The organism is Mycobacterium sp. (assembly GCF_044223235.1).
GTDB lineage: Bacteria > Actinomycetota > Actinomycetes > Mycobacteriales > Mycobacteriaceae > Mycobacterium.
In genome coordinates this window covers 371,490-385,162 of the sequence record NZ_JBGAME010000001.1, presented here as the reverse complement: position 1 = coordinate 385,162, position 13,673 = coordinate 371,490, and the positions used below count along the sequence as shown (strand labels likewise).

The following is a 13,673-nucleotide window of genomic DNA, read 5'->3' as shown; positions in this document are numbered from 1 at the left end:
ACCGTTCAGGTTAGTGCACGCGCGACCGCGACCATGCCCGAGGTGATCCGTGCGATCTCGTCGGGCGAGCAGATATAGGGCGGCATCGCATACACCAGGTTGCGGAAGGGGCGCAGCCACAACCCCGACTCGAGCGCGGCGGCGGTTGCCACCCGCATGTCGACGGGCCGGTCCATCTCGATCACCCCGATGGCGCCGAGCACCCGGACGTCGCGCACGCCCGCCCGGGAGCGCGCCGGGTCAAGGCCGTCGCGCAGACCCTCCTCGATCTGGTTGACACGCGCGCGCCAGTCCCCCGCCAGCAGCAGCTCGATCGACGCCACCGACACCGCACACGCAAGCGCGTTGGCCATGAACGTGGGGCCGTGCATCAGCGCACCGGGCTCCGCCGAGCTGATCGCGTCCGCGACGTGGCGGGTGCACAGGGTCGCGGCGAGGGTGACGTAGCCGCCGGTCATCGCCTTGCCGACACACATGATGTCCGGGCGCACGCCGACGTGGTCGGCGGCGAAGAGCTCGCCGGTGCGCCCGAAGCCGGTGGCGATCTCGTCGAAGATCAGCAGCACGTCGTGACGGTCGCAGATCTCGCGCAGGTCGCACAGGTAGCGCGGATCGTGGAACCGCATCCCGCCCGCGCCCTGCACCACCGGCTCCACGATCACCGAGGCCAGCTCGTCGGCGTGCGCGGCCAGCTGCTCGGCGAACGCGGCGCTGTAGGCCGGGTCGTAGCCGGTGGGCACCGCCGGCGCGAACACCTGCGGGACGAGGATGTCGGTCCACAGTTCGTGCATGCCGCCGTCGGGGTCGCACACGCTCATCGGGGTGAAGGTGTCGCCGTGATAGCCGCCCCGCCAGGTCATCAGCCGGTGCTTGCCCGGCCGGCCAAGGCTGCGCCAGTACTGCAGCGCCATCTTGACGGCGACCTCGACCGACACCGAGCCGGAGTCGCTGAAGAACACGGTCTCCAGCCCGCCTGGGGTGATCTCGACGAGCAGCCGGGCCAGGCGGGCGGCCGGTTCGTGGGTCAGCCCGCCGAACATGACGTGGTTCATGGTGGCCAGCTGCCGGGTGAGCGCGTCGTCGAGGACGGGGTGTCCGTGGCCGTGGATGGCGGTCCACCACGAACTCATGGCGTCGATCACCTCACGGCGACCGCCTGCCGGGTCGGCGACCGTCAGCCAGGCACCGCGCGCCCCGAGCGCGACCACCGGCGGCACCGCGGTGGCGCCGACCGCACTGTAGGGATGCCAGATGTGGGCGGCGTCGATCGCGCCGATCTCGCGCTCGGACAACACGGGCTCCGAGCCTAGCGTTTGCCGCACGCGATCCGCCCCAGCATCCGTAACGTGAGGTGGGCGGCAATCTTGGGTAAATTGGCCCTCGACCATGTTCACCCTCGCCCCGCCGCGGCCGGCACCGCTCACCGAATCCGGATCCGCCCCACCTGTCACGGTGGGAACCCGGACGTCGGGTTTCTATCGGCACGATCTCGATGGCCTCCGCGGGGTCGCCATCGCACTCGTCGCGGTGTTCCATGTCTGGTTCGGCCGCGTTTCCGGTGGTGTCGATGTCTTTCTGGCGCTGTCGGGGTTCTTCTTCGGCGGCCGGCTGATCCGCGCGGCGCTGACCCCCGGGACGTCGCCGCGACCGGTGTCCGAGGTGACCCGGCTGGTGCGCCGGCTGCTGCCCGCACTGATCATCGTCCTTGCCGCATCGGCGGTCCTGACGATCCTCATCCAGCCGGAGACGCGCTGGGAAACGTTTGCTGACCAGAGCCTGGCCAGCCTGGGCTACTACCAGAACTGGCAGCTGTCCAGCACGGCGTCGGATTACCTTCGCGCCGGTGAGACGGTCAGCCCGCTCCAACACATCTGGTCGATGTCGGTGCAGGGCCAGTTCTACATCGCCGCCCTCATCCTCATCTTCGGGTTCGCCTATCTGTGCCGCCGCGTGCTCGGCAGGCATCTGCGCGTCGCGTTCGTGGTGTTGCTCGCAGCGCTGACCATCGCCTCGTTCGTGTACGCGATCATCGCGCACAACAGCGACCAGGCCACCGCCTACTACAACAGCTTCGCGCGGGCCTGGGAGCTTCTGCTCGGGGCGCTGGTGGGCGCGCTCGTCCCCTATGTCCGCTGGCCGATGTGGTTGCGCACCGTCGTGGCGCTGGTCGCGCTGGCCGCGATCCTGTCGTGCGGCGCCCTGATCGACGGCGTCAAGGAGTTCCCGGGGCCGTGGGCCCTGGTCCCGGTCGGCGCCACCGTGCTGTTCATCCTGTCGGCGGCCAACCGGGCCGGCGGAAGGCTCCCCCTGCCCAACCGCCTGTTGGCGACCAAGCCGTTCATCGGGCTCGGCGCGATGGCGTACTCGCTGTACCTGTGGCACTGGCCGCTGCTCATCTTCTGGCTGGCGCTGACGGAGCACACCCGCGCCAACTTCCTCGAAGGCGCGGGGATTCTGCTGGTGTCAGGGGTGCTGGCCTGGCTGACGACGAAGTACATCGAGGAGCCGCTGCGCTACTCCGCCACGGTCAGCCGCGTCCGGACCCCCGCGATCCCGCTGCGCGCCCGGCTGCGCAGGCCGACCATCGTGCTGGGCTCGGTGGTGGCGCTGCTGGGCGTCGCACTGACCGCGACCTCGTTCACCTGGCGCGAACATGTCATCGTGCAGCGGGCCAGCGGCAATGAACTCGCGGTCCTGTCGGCCCGCGACTACCCGGGCGCCAGTGCGCTCGTCGACCGGGCAAAGGTCGCCAAGCTGCCGATGCGCCCGACGGTGCTTGAGGCCAGCAAGGACCTGCCCGTCAGCACCCTCGACGGCTGCATCAGCGACTTCCAGAACGCCAACGTGATCAATTGCACATACGGCGACAAGGACGCCACACGCACGATCGCGCTGGCGGGCGGGTCCCACGCCGAGCACTGGCTGACCGCGCTGGACATCCTGGGCAAACTTCACCAGTTCAAGGTGGTCACCTACATGAAGATGGGCTGCCCGCTGAGCACCGAACGCAAGCCCGTGGTGTCCGGCGACAATCGCCCGTACCCGAACTGCCGGGAGTGGAATCAGCGGGTGCTGCCCCAAATCGTGGCCGATCATCCGGATTTCGTGTTCACCACCTCGACGCGGCCGTGGAACGTCAGGCCGGGCGACGTGATGCCCTCGAGCTATATCGGCATCTGGGAGACGCTGTCGGAGAACGACATTCCTGTGCTCGCCATGCGCGACACCCCGTGGTTGGTCCGCGACGGCGAACCTTTCTTCCCGGTCGACTGCCTCGCGAAGGGCGGCGACGCCATATCCTGCGGCATCGATCGGGCCAAGGTACTCTCCGACGACAACCCGACATTGGATTTCGTCAAGCAGTTCCCGATGTTGAAGCCGCTGGACATGAGCGATGCGGTGTGTCGAGAAGACGTATGCCGCGCGGTGGAGGGAAACGTGTTGATCTATCGCGACTCTCACCATTTCACTTCGACGTATATGCGCACTATGACCACTGAGCTCGGACGCCAGATCGCCGACGCCACCGGCTGGTGGGTGGACTGATGGCCATCAACCTCGGCTCGTCCATCCCCATGGTGTGGCCGGGCAGCAGCTACCCGCTCGGCGCCACCTACGACGGTGCGGGCACCAACTTCTCGTTGTTCTCCGAGTGCGCCGAACGTGTCGAGCTGTGCCTGATCGGCAAGGACGGCAAAGAGGAACGGATCAACCTCGACGAGGTCGACGGGTACGTCTGGCACTGCTACCTGCCCACGGTGACGCCGGGGCAGCGCTACGGATTCCGGGTGTACGGGCCGTGGAACCCGCAGGCGGGCCACCGCTGCGATCCCAGCAAGCTGCTTCTCGACCCGTACGGCAAGTCCTTTCACGGCGAGTTCGATTTCACCCAGGCGCTGTATTCCTACGACCTCAACGCCGCGGCAGTCGACCCGTTGAACACCGGGACGCCGCCGATGGTGGACTCACTCGGCCACACCATGACCAGCGTCGTGATCAACCCCTTTTTCCAATGGGCCTCCGACCGCGCACCGCGCACGCCTTACCACGACACCGTGATCTACGAGGCCCACGTCAAGGGCATGACCCAGTCCCATCCGAGCATCCCCGAGGAACTGCGCGGCACCTACCTGGGCCTGTGCCATCCGGCGATCATCGATCACCTCAAATCGCTGAACGTCACGGCGATCGAGCTGATGCCGGTACACCAGTTCATGCACGACCATCGCCTGCACGACCTCGGTCTTCGGAATTACTGGGGCTACAACACCTTCGGCTTCTTCGCCCCGCACTACCAGTACGCGGCCACCCGGCATGCCGGCGGAGCGGTCGCCGAGTTCAAGACGATGGTGCGGTCGTTCCACGAGGCCGGCATCGAGGTCATCCTCGATGTGGTCTACAACCACACGGCCGAAGGCAACCATCTGGGGCCCACGATCAACTTCCGCGGTATCGACAACGCCGCCTACTACCGGTTGCTCGACGGCGACCTGCGCCTCTACAAGGACTTCACCGGCACCGGCAACAGCCTCAACGCCCGCCATCCCCACACCCTGCAGCTGATCATGGATTCGCTGCGCTACTGGGTCCTCGACATGCACGTCGACGGTTTCCGGTTCGACCTGGCCTCGACGCTGGCCCGGGAGTTCTACGACGTCGACCGGCTCTCGGCGTTCTTCGACCTGGTCCAGCAGGATCCGGTGGTCAGCCAGGTCAAGCTCATCGCCGAGCCGTGGGACATCGGCGAGGGCGGCTACCAGGTCGGCAACTTCCCGGGTTTGTGGACCGAGTGGAACGGGAAATACCGCGACACTGTGCGTGACTACTGGCGGGGCGAACCCGCAACCCTCGGTGAATTCGCGTCCCGGCTGACCGGGTCGTCGGATCTGTATGAAGCGACCAGCCGGCGACCCAGCGCCAGCATCAACTTCGTAACCGCCCATGACGGTTTCACCCTCAACGACCTGGTGTCCTACAACGAGAAGCACAACGCCGCCAACGGTGAGGACAACCGCGACGGCGAGAGCCACAACCGGTCGTGGAACTGCGGTGTCGAGGGCCCGACCGACGACCCCGAGATCGTGACGTTGCGCGGGCGCCAGATGCGCAACATCCTGGCGACGCTGATGCTCTCGCAGGGCACCCCGATGATCGCGCACGGCGACGAGATCGGCCGTACCCAGTCGGGCAACAACAACGTGTATTGTCAGGACTCCGAATTGTCCTGGATGGACTGGTCGTTGGTCGACAAGAACGCCGATCTGCTGACGTTCACCCGCAAGGTGGCCGCCCTCCGTAAGGCGCATCCGGTGTTTCGCCGTCGACGGTTCTTCGAGGCCACCCCCACCCACGGTGTCGGGGCCGGGCGCGAGATCGCCTGGCTGACCAAGGCCGGAGTGGAGATGACGCCGCAGGATTGGGGCAGCGGCTTCAAGTCCGTCGGCGTGGTCCTCAACGGCGACGCCATCCCCGAACCCAACAGCCGCGGCGAGCGGGTGGTCGACGATACGTTCCTGATGTGCTTCAACGCCCACGCCTCCGCGGTCGACTTCGTCACTCCCGACGGTGATTTCGCCAAGGAATGGACCGCAATGCTGGATACCGCCGACCCGGTAGGGGCGACCGACCTGGTGGTCCAGGCGGGCGAGGCGTTCTCGCTGCGCGGCCGGTCGCTGATGGTCCTGCGTAAGACCGCCTGACACATGACCTTTCCGGTCGTGTCCACCTACCGGCTGCAGATGCGCAGTGACGGATTCACCTTCGCCGACGCCGAAGCGCTCGTCGACTACCTCGACGAACTCGGGGTGTCGCATCTGTATCTGTCGCCGATCCTGACCGCCGTCGACGGATCCACCCACGGCTACGACGTCACCGACCCGACGGCGGTGTCCGCCGAGCTGGGCGGCCCGCAGGGGCTGGCGTCGCTGGCCGCCGCCGCACGGGCGCGCGGGCTGGGACTGGTGGTCGACATCGTGCCCAACCACGTGGGCGTCTCCCATCCCCGGCAGAACTCCTGGTGGTGGGATGTCCTCGAACACGGGCGGGAATCGCCGTACGCGTCGTATTTCGACGTCGACTGGGACCTGGATCCTCAGGGCCGCATCGTGCTTCCGGTATTGGGGTCCGACGACGACGCCGCCGCACTGACTGTCGACGGTTCGACGCTGCGGCTGGGTGACCTGGAATTCCCCATCGCCGACGGCACCGGTTCGGGCAGCGGCCCCGACGTCCACGACCGCCAGCACTACCGGCTGGTCGGCTGGCGCAGCGGTGTGTGCGGCTATCGCCGGTTCTTCTCGATCACCTCGTTGGCCGGGCTGCGCCAGGAGGATCCTGAGGTGTTCGCGGCCAGTCACACCGAGGTGAAGCGCTGGTTCGACGAGGGACTGGTCGATGGCCTGCGTATCGACCACCCCGACGGATTGTCCGATCCCGCAGGGTATCTCGCCTGGCTGCGAACGCTGGTCGGCGACGGCGCCTACATCGTCGTGGAGAAGATCCTGGCGCCCGACGAGGCGCTCGAGCCATCGCTGCCTGTCGACGGGACGACCGGCTACGACGCGCTGCGCGAGATCGGCGGCCTGTTCGTCGATCCGGCGGGCCACGACGGGCTGGTGGAGCTCTCCGACAGCTTGTCGGGCCCCGGTAGGCCCGAACTGACGACCGAACTCAAGCAGGAAGTCGTGACCTCGGTCCTGTCAAGTGAGCTCCGTCGGCTCAGCCGAGCCGTCGCCACCGCGGCGGGCACTGGCGATCCGGCGCTGCCCGAGGCAATCGCGGTGCTGCTGAGTAACATTCACGTCTATCGCAGCGACTATCACTCGCTGTCGGCGGTGCTGCCCACAGCGCTTGCCGATACCGTTTCGGCCAGGCCCGACCTGGCCGCAGCCCTGGCCGTGGTGACCGCGGCGCTGCAGCATCGCGAGCCGGCGGCCCGCATTCAGCAGTTGTGCGGCGCGGCGACCGCCAAGGCCGTGGAGGATTGCCTGTTCTACCGCGACGCGCGGCTGGTGTCGCTCAACGAAGTCGGCGGCGAACCGGACCGGTTCGGGGTCTCCGCGGCCGAGTTCCACCACCGGGCGGCGGTGCGGGAGCGCGACTGGCCCACCGCGATGACCGCCCTGACCACCCACGACACCAAGCGCGGCGAGGATGTGCGCGCCCGCATCGGCGTGCTGTCGCAGGTGCCAGAACTGTGGGCAGAACTCGTCAGGTCGTGGCTCGACCTGACGCCTCCGCCAGATCCGGCAGGCGCATTGTTCCTGTGGCAGAACATCTTCGGCGTGTGGCCGGAATCCGGCGAGGTCGACGACACGCTGCGGATACGCGTACACGACTACGCCGAGAAGGTGATCCGAGAGGCGGCTGTGCACACCTCCTGGACCGACCCCGACGACGGGTACGAGTCGGCGGTGCATCAGTGGCTCGACGCCGTGATCGACGGACCGGTCGCCATGGAGCTGACCGAGCTGGTCGCACGGCTGGATCCACACGGCCGCAATGACGCACTCGGCCAGAAGCTGATCGCGCTGACCGCCCCGGGAGTCCCCGACGTCTACCAGGGCACGGAGCTCTGGGAAGACAGTCTCGTGGACCCCGACAACCGCAGGCCCGTCGACTACGCGGCGCGTAGAGACGCTCTGAAAACCTTGCAGCATCCCAAGATCCGGGTCACCTCGACGGCGCTGCGACTGCGCCGGGAGAGGCCCGCGACGTTTCTGTCGGGCATCTACCGGCCGCTTCTGGCCGCCGGGCCCGCAGCGGCGCATCTGGTGGCCTTCACCCGAGGCGACGACGTCGTCGCGGTGGCCAGCCGCTGGACGGTGCGGTTGGCCGAAATAGGTTGGGGTGACACCGTGTTGACGCTGCCTCGTGGGGGGTGGACCGACCGGCTGACGGGCGCACGGTTCGCCGGAGCTGTCCCTGCCGCGGCGCTGACCGCTGATCTGCCGGTGGCCCTGTTGGTGCGCGACGATGGCTGAGTTCGCCGTCTGGGCACCGAATCCCGAGCTGGTGCGCCTCGACGTCGACGGCGTCGTATTCCCGATGATCGACGCCGGTGAGGGGTGGTGGCGCGCCGACGTTGCCTGTGGCCCGGACGCCCGGTACGGGTTTCTGCTCGGCGACGACGAGAAAGTCTATCCCGACCCGCGCTCGCCGCGGCAGCCGGACGGCGTCCACGGCCGGTCCCAGCTGTGGCGGCCCGACCCGGCCGCGTGGTCCGACGACGGCTGGGCGGGCCGCGAGTTGGCCGGTTCGGTCGTCTACGAACTCCACATCGGAACCTTCACTCCCGCAGGGATTTTCGATTCCGCGATCGAGCGGCTGGACTACCTCGTGGACCTCGGCGTGGATTTTGTCGAGGTGATGCCGGTGAACGCCTTCAGCGGCACCCACGGCTGGGGCTATGACGGCGTGCTGTGGTACGCGGTGCACGAACCCTACGGCGGCCCCGACGGTCTGGTCCGGTTCGTCAACGCCTGCCACGAACGGGGTCTGGGGTTGCTCATCGATGCCGTGTTCAACCACCTCGGCCCGTCGGGCAACTATCTGCCGCTGTTCGGGCCGTATCTGTCGTCAGGCCGCAATCCGTGGGGCGATTCGGTCAACCTGTCCGACGCGCACGCCGACGAGGTCAGGCGCTACATCCTGGACTGCGCGCTGCGCTGGATGCGCGATTTTCATGCCGACGGGCTGCGACTGGATGCGGTGCACGCCCTGGCGGATACCACCGCGATGCACATCCTGGAGGAGTTGTCGGCCGAAACCGACGCCCTGGCAGCCGAACTGGGCCGCCCGCTGGCGCTGATCGCCGAAAGCGACCTCAACGATCCGCGTTTGATCACCCCGCGCGACAAGGGCGGCTACGGGATGACCGCGCAGTGGGACGACGACATCCACCACGCCATCCACACCGCGGTATCCGGCGAGCGACAGGGTTACTACGCCGATTTCGGGTCGCTGCGCGTGCTCGCCGACACGATGAAGAAGGGCTACTTCCATGCGGGCACGTATTCGTCGTTCCGCCACCGCAGGCACGGTCGGCCCCTCGACACCGCCACCATCCCGGCGACCCGGCTGCTGGCCTACACGCTGACCCACGATCAGGTCGGCAATCGCGCCGTCGGAGACCGGCCCTCGCAGAACCTCACCACGGGCCAGCTGGCAGTGAAGGCTGCACTTGCTCTCGGATCACCCTATACGGCAATGCTTTTCATGGGGGAAGAGTGGGGGTCGTCGTCGCCGTTCCAGTTCTTCAGCTCGCACCCCGAGCCGGACCTGGGGCGCGCGACCGCAGAAGGACGCAAGGCGGAATTCGCCGCGCACGGCTGGGACGCCGACGAAATCCCCGACCCGCAGGATCCCGAAACCTTCCTGCGATCCAAGCTGGACTGGTCGGAGATCGACGGGGGTGACCACGGCCGGCTGCGTCGGATCTACCGCGCGCTCATCGCGCTGCGCCGCGACGAACCGGATATGGCCGATCCCTGGCTGGATCACATGGCGGTCGCCTACGAGGAGAAGCGGCGCTGGATCGTGCTGCAGCGCGGAGGGCTGGCGGTGGCCTGCAATCTGGCGGACGGCCCGGTCTCCGTTCCCGTGACCGGTGAGGTGGTGCTGGCCTGGGGCGAGCCGGAGGCGGTGCCGGAGGGCACCCGGCTGGACGGGCAGTCCTTCGCTGTGCTGCGCGTCAGGTGAGGTAACGGTAGGCCGGCGAGCCGGGCTCGAGCGCCTCGACGTGGATATCGGAGGCATCCATCCTGGCGATCAGGCCGTCGAAATCGGCGGCGTTGCCCAGTTCGACGCCCACCAGCGCGGCGCCGGTCTCGCGGTTGTTGCGTTTGACGTATTCGAACAGCGTGATGTCGTCATTGGGCCCGAGCACCCCGTCGAGAAAGCGCCGCAGCGCCCCGGGCTCCTGCGGGAAATCCACGAGGAAGTAGTGCTTGAGGCCTAGATGCACCAGCGAGCGCTCCAGCACCTCGTTGTACCGGGAGACGTCGTTGTTGCCCCCGGAGATCAGGCAGACCACCGACGAGCCGGGCTCGATGTCGGCCTCCAGCAGGCCGGCCACCGAAAGCGCTCCCGCCGGTTCGGCGATGATGCCTTCGTTCTGATACAGGTCCAGCATCGCGGTGCACACCGCACCCTCGTCGACCGTGGTGATCGACACCATGTCGCCGGCGGCGGCCAGCGCCGCGTAGGTCAGCCTGCCCGCGCGGTTGACGGCCGCGCCGTCGACGAACTGGTCGACGTGCTCCAGCGTCACCGGCATCCCCGCCGCCAGCGCCGCCATCATCGACGCGGCGCCCGCGGGCTCGACGCCGAGCACCGAGGTGTTGGCGGTGCGCGCGGCCAGGTAGGTGGTGATGCCCGCGATGCAGCCACCGCCGCCCACCGGCACGATCACCAGATCGGGCTCGTCGTCGAGCTGAGCAAGCATCTCCGCGGCGATCGTGCCCTGACCGGCGATCGTGCGCGGGTCGTCGAACGGCGGCACCAGGGTGGCGCCGGTGCGCGCAACGTCCTCCAGGGCGGCCTCGGCCGCCAGATCGTAGGTGCTACCCACCGCGATCAGCTCGATGAATTCGCGGCCGTGATAGCGGATTCGGTCGCGCTTCTGCTTGGGGGTCTTGGCAGGAACGTAGACTCTGCCGCGGATGCCCATCGAGCGGCACGCCAGCGCGAAGCCCTGGGCGTGGTTTCCCGCCGACGAGCACACCACGCCGGCGGCGATCTCGTCGGCGCTGAGCTGCTTCAGCAGGTTGTAGGCGCCGCGCAGCTTGTAGGACCGGACAGTCTGCAGATCCTCGCGTTTGAGGTAGATGTCGGCGCCGGTGGCCTCCGAGAGCCGGTCGCTGTACTGCAGGGGGGTGCGGGCGACCACATCGGCGATTCGCTGAGCGGCCTCGTCAATGTCGGCCGCGGTGATCGGCGGCGTCGTTCGAAGGGGCTGGCTCAGTTCGGCACTCACCGGACAATGGTGCCATCGCCTGGGCGGATCACTGAATCGGGGTGAGCACAAACACCGGGATTTGGCGGTCTGTCTTCTTCTGGTACTCGGCGTAGTCCGGCCAGGTGGCCACCGCGCGCGTCCACCAGACGGCCTTCTCGTCGCCGAACACCTCGCGCGCCTCGTAGTCCTTGGTCACCGTGCCGTCCTGCAGTTCGACGCGCGGATGCTTCGTGATGTTGTGGTACCAGACGGGGTGCTTCGGGGCACCGCCCAGGGAAGCCACCACCGCGTACTCGCCGTCGTGCTCCACCCGCATCAGCGGGGTCTTGCGGACCTTGCCGGACTTGGCCCCGATCGTGGTGAGCAGGATGACGGGCCTGCCCTTGAGTTCGGTGCCGTCGGTACCCCCGGACTCCATGTAGAGTTCGGCGTTTTCCCGCGCCCAGTCAGATGTGCTTGGTTCGTAGTCTCCGGTGATCGGCATGGTGCCCAGTCTATGAACCTAGGAATCGGTGGAGAACCGACCCTCCTGATCCAAGGTTTCGGGTAGCCGAAACTTTAGTTACGAGCTATGGTCAAGTGATGACAACGGCGGGCGAATTTCGGTCGGGGTCCGCTTCGAGGACCATCCGGCCAGACTCGACGGTGCTGGTCGCCGGTGTGCCGTGGCCCGTCTACAAGCTGCTCTCGCTCGCGCTTGGCTTTGTCGTGCTGGTCGTCGTCGGAATGGTCACCATGAGCGCTGCGCCGGCCGTACTCGCCGCCGCCGGGGCCGCCACCCTGTCGTGGGTGATTCTCGGCGCCATCTCCTCGGAGCCCATGCGCGATCCGCCTCCGGCTTCTCGCTCGGTGCATCACTGACCTTCCAGCAGCCTGCGCAACGTCTGCAGGTCGGCGGTCACCGCAGCCACGTCGGCCGCGAATTCGTCGTCGGTAAGTCCGGGCCTGCGCCGCACCGTGAACACAGCCTCGCACCGCCCCTGACCGCCACCGGCGGGAATCACCCGGAACGGGTTGTAGCACGACTGCCCATCGGCGGTGCGCACCACGTGATCCAGGACGCCGAAGGCGTTGCGCGGGGAGAACTCGACCGTCACCTGTGAGGTGTCCAGTCCCGCCGACCAGGCGGGCAGGTTACGCGGATCCGCGATGAACTCGTAGGCGACCGGCGCCGTCACGCCGATCCACACGCTGATGTTGGTGGACTGGTTCTCGTCATCCGCCCCGATGGTCACGACACATATCGTCGCGCCGCCGGTGCGCCACCGCGCGACGAATCCGCGGTTGGGGCACTGTGTGGGCATGTCGGAATCCACCGCCATCGGCGCCCGCCCGGAGAGCCGGATCCCGGTGCTGATCGCCGTCGCGTCCGTGCTGACGCTGCAGATCGCGATTCCGCAGCGCTACACCGCCGTGCCGCGATGGCCGCTGATCGTGCTGGAACTCCTTCTGCTCGTGGTCATCCTGGTCGCCAATCCGCTGACCCGGCATGCGCGTACTGCCGTCGGCATATGGGCGATGCGGCTGCTGACAGGGGCGATCACGATGGACAACACCGCGTCGGCGGTGGTGCTGAACTACCGCATCATCTCCGGGCGCATCGCCGACAACGCAGCCGTACTGCTCGGCAGCGGCGGTGCGATCTACATGACCAACGTCATCGCCTTCGGCATCTGGTACTGGGTGCTCGACCGTGGCGGGCCGGGGCTGCGACAAGTGGGTGGGCGGCGCTATCCCGACTTCCTGTTCCCGCAGATGTCCGACAGCGACCACGCCCGGCCGGACTGGCGGCCGCTGTTCGTCGACTACCTGTACGTGAGCTTCACCAACTCGGTCGCGTTCTCCCCCACCGACACCATGCCGCTGGCCCGATGGGCCAAGGCCATGATGGCGGTGCAGGCGACGGTGGCGACGACGACCGTCGCGCTGGTCTTCACGCGGGCGGTCAGCCTGTTGAATTAGGCGTTCAGCCTGTTCAATTAGGCGGTCAGCCTGTTCAATTAGGCGGTCAGCCTGTTCAATTGGGCCGCATCGCGCGGCCGATCACCCCGATCAGCGCGAGTGGCAACGCGGTGTCGGCGGGTCGGGTGCCCGCCGCGGCCTGCAGTGCGCCATCCCTTGCCAGCACCACCAGCCCGTGCGCCAGCGCCCAGCTCGTCAGTGCCAGCAGCGGAATCCCCGAGGCCGCGGTCTCGATCGGCGCGATCTCGGCGGCCACCGACGACAGCGCGGTGAGCGCACCCGATTGCGCGCGCACCAGCTCGGGGTCGTCCCGATGCAACTCGGCGGGCCGAAACATCAGGTCGAACAGCGCGGGATGCCGAAGACCGAAATCGACGTAGGCGCGGCCGAGGGCGTTGAGCCGCTCCTCCGGGCCGCCATCGCCGATCTCGGCCGAGGCCAGCGCGGCGGTCAGCCCGTCGAATCCCTCGGCGGCGATCGCGGTCAATAGCCCGGCGCGATCGCCGAAATGATGCTTGGGAGCGGCATGGGACACGCCCGCACGCCGCGCGACGGCCCGAAGGCTGATGCCCGCCCTTCCGTGTTCGGCGAGCTCGGCACGGGCCGCGTCGAGGAGCGCCGCCCGCACATCGGGACGCGATGCAGAGGTCATCGGCCGATTCTCGGCGCACTGGTTGACAGTGTCAAGCAGCTCTGCCATGCTGGGATACACACCTTGACAGTGTCAATCTAGGTCGATCTAGGTCGATCAATC

Annotated in this window: 11 protein-coding genes; 6 read left to right on the top strand and 5 right to left on the bottom strand. The window is 67.7% G+C overall.

Annotated features, from left to right (window positions below; genetic code table 11):
• Positions 1 to 5: 5 nt before the first annotated feature.
• The gene (bioA, locus tag ADBZ6K_RS01665) at positions 6 to 1,295 is read right to left on the bottom strand and encodes an adenosylmethionine--8-amino-7-oxononanoate transaminase (protein ID WP_526344076.1); all 1,290 of its coding nucleotides are present in this window, start codon (positions 1,293 to 1,295) and stop codon (positions 6 to 8) included.
• A gap of 91 nt (positions 1,296 to 1,386) precedes the next feature.
• Here bioA and sucT point away from each other — a divergent pair, with 91 nt between their 5' ends.
• Genes sucT through treZ form a run of 4 tightly spaced genes read left to right on the top strand, consistent with a single transcriptional unit; the run spans position 1,387 to position 9,699 of the window.
• Positions 1,387 to 3,546, top strand: coding sequence for an acetyltransferase SucT (sucT, locus tag ADBZ6K_RS01660; RefSeq protein WP_526344075.1), 2,160 nt, complete (start codon positions 1,387 to 1,389; stop codon positions 3,544 to 3,546).
• A complete protein-coding gene (glgX, locus tag ADBZ6K_RS01655; protein WP_526344074.1) occupies positions 3,546 to 5,699 on the top strand; it encodes a glycogen debranching protein GlgX in 2,154 nt (717 codons plus the stop codon). Before sucT ends, glgX begins: the two co-directional genes overlap by 1 nt.
• 3 nt (positions 5,700 to 5,702) lie before the next feature.
• Positions 5,703 to 7,982 carry a malto-oligosyltrehalose synthase gene (gene treY, locus ADBZ6K_RS01650; protein WP_526344073.1) on the top strand — a complete coding sequence of 760 codons (2,280 nt, stop codon included), beginning with the start codon at positions 5,703 to 5,705 and terminating at the stop codon, positions 7,980 to 7,982.
• Positions 7,975 to 9,699 carry a malto-oligosyltrehalose trehalohydrolase gene (treZ, locus tag ADBZ6K_RS01645; protein ID WP_526344072.1) on the top strand — a complete coding sequence of 575 codons (1,725 nt, stop codon included), beginning with the start codon at positions 7,975 to 7,977 and terminating at the stop codon, positions 9,697 to 9,699. Before treY ends, treZ begins: the two co-directional genes overlap by 8 nt.
• Here the strand turns inward: treZ and ilvA are convergent.
• Both ilvA and ADBZ6K_RS01635 read right to left on the bottom strand, forming a co-directional pair.
• Positions 9,692 to 10,975 (bottom strand): threonine ammonia-lyase, encoded by a 1,284-nt coding sequence (gene ilvA, locus ADBZ6K_RS01640; protein WP_526344071.1) that lies wholly within the window; start codon positions 10,973 to 10,975, stop codon positions 9,692 to 9,694. The genes treZ and ilvA overlap by 8 nt on opposite strands.
• 28 nt (positions 10,976 to 11,003) lie before the next feature.
• Positions 11,004 to 11,441 carry a nitroreductase family deazaflavin-dependent oxidoreductase gene (locus ADBZ6K_RS01635; RefSeq protein ID WP_526344070.1) on the bottom strand — a complete coding sequence of 146 codons (438 nt, stop codon included), beginning with the start codon at positions 11,439 to 11,441 and terminating at the stop codon, positions 11,004 to 11,006.
• A gap of 98 nt (positions 11,442 to 11,539) precedes the next feature.
• On the opposite strand from ADBZ6K_RS01635, the gene ADBZ6K_RS01630 reads away from it, so the two are divergent.
• Positions 11,540 to 11,818 (top strand): hypothetical protein, encoded by a 279-nt coding sequence (locus ADBZ6K_RS01630; RefSeq protein WP_526344069.1) that lies wholly within the window; start codon positions 11,540 to 11,542, stop codon positions 11,816 to 11,818.
• Here ADBZ6K_RS01630 and ADBZ6K_RS01625 read toward each other — a convergent pair.
• Positions 11,812 to 12,261 carry an SRPBCC family protein gene (locus tag ADBZ6K_RS01625; RefSeq protein ID WP_526344068.1) on the bottom strand — a complete coding sequence of 150 codons (450 nt, stop codon included), beginning with the start codon at positions 12,259 to 12,261 and terminating at the stop codon, positions 11,812 to 11,814. The genes ADBZ6K_RS01630 and ADBZ6K_RS01625 overlap by 7 nt on opposite strands.
• Here ADBZ6K_RS01625 and ADBZ6K_RS01620 point away from each other — a divergent pair.
• Positions 12,260 to 12,919 carry a hypothetical protein gene (locus ADBZ6K_RS01620; RefSeq protein WP_526344067.1) on the top strand — a complete coding sequence of 220 codons (660 nt, stop codon included), beginning with the start codon at positions 12,260 to 12,262 and terminating at the stop codon, positions 12,917 to 12,919. The genes ADBZ6K_RS01625 and ADBZ6K_RS01620 overlap by 2 nt on opposite strands.
• A 55-nt stretch (positions 12,920 to 12,974) precedes the next feature.
• Here the strand turns inward: ADBZ6K_RS01620 and ADBZ6K_RS01615 are convergent, their stop codons facing one another.
• Positions 12,975 to 13,571, bottom strand: a complete 597-nt coding sequence (locus ADBZ6K_RS01615; protein ID WP_526344066.1) for a TetR/AcrR family transcriptional regulator — start codon at positions 13,569 to 13,571, stop codon at positions 12,975 to 12,977.
• Positions 13,572 to 13,673 lie beyond the last annotated feature (102 nt).

Excerpts from the sequence above, each read along its gene's own strand:
- sucT (WP_526344075.1), top strand. The coding sequence starts at position 1,387 with ATGTTCACCCTCGCCCCGCCGCGGCCGGCACCGCTCACCGAATCCGGA.
- glgX (WP_526344074.1), top strand. The coding sequence starts at position 3,546 with ATGGCCATCAACCTCGGCTCGTCCATCCCCATGGTGTGGCCGGGCAGC.
- treY (WP_526344073.1), top strand. The coding sequence starts at position 5,703 with ATGACCTTTCCGGTCGTGTCCACCTACCGGCTGCAGATGCGCAGTGAC.
- treZ (WP_526344072.1), top strand. The coding sequence starts at position 7,975 with ATGGCTGAGTTCGCCGTCTGGGCACCGAATCCCGAGCTGGTGCGCCTC.
- ADBZ6K_RS01635 (WP_526344070.1), bottom strand. The coding sequence starts at position 11,441 with ATGCCGATCACCGGAGACTACGAACCAAGCACATCTGACTGGGCGCGG.
- ADBZ6K_RS01630 (WP_526344069.1), top strand. The coding sequence starts at position 11,540 with ATGACAACGGCGGGCGAATTTCGGTCGGGGTCCGCTTCGAGGACCATC.
- ADBZ6K_RS01620 (WP_526344067.1), top strand. The coding sequence starts at position 12,260 with ATGTCGGAATCCACCGCCATCGGCGCCCGCCCGGAGAGCCGGATCCCG.
- ADBZ6K_RS01625 (WP_526344068.1), bottom strand. The coding sequence starts at position 12,261 with ATGCCCACACAGTGCCCCAACCGCGGATTCGTCGCGCGGTGGCGCACC.
- ADBZ6K_RS01615 (WP_526344066.1), bottom strand. The coding sequence starts at position 13,571 with ATGACCTCTGCATCGCGTCCCGATGTGCGGGCGGCGCTCCTCGACGCG.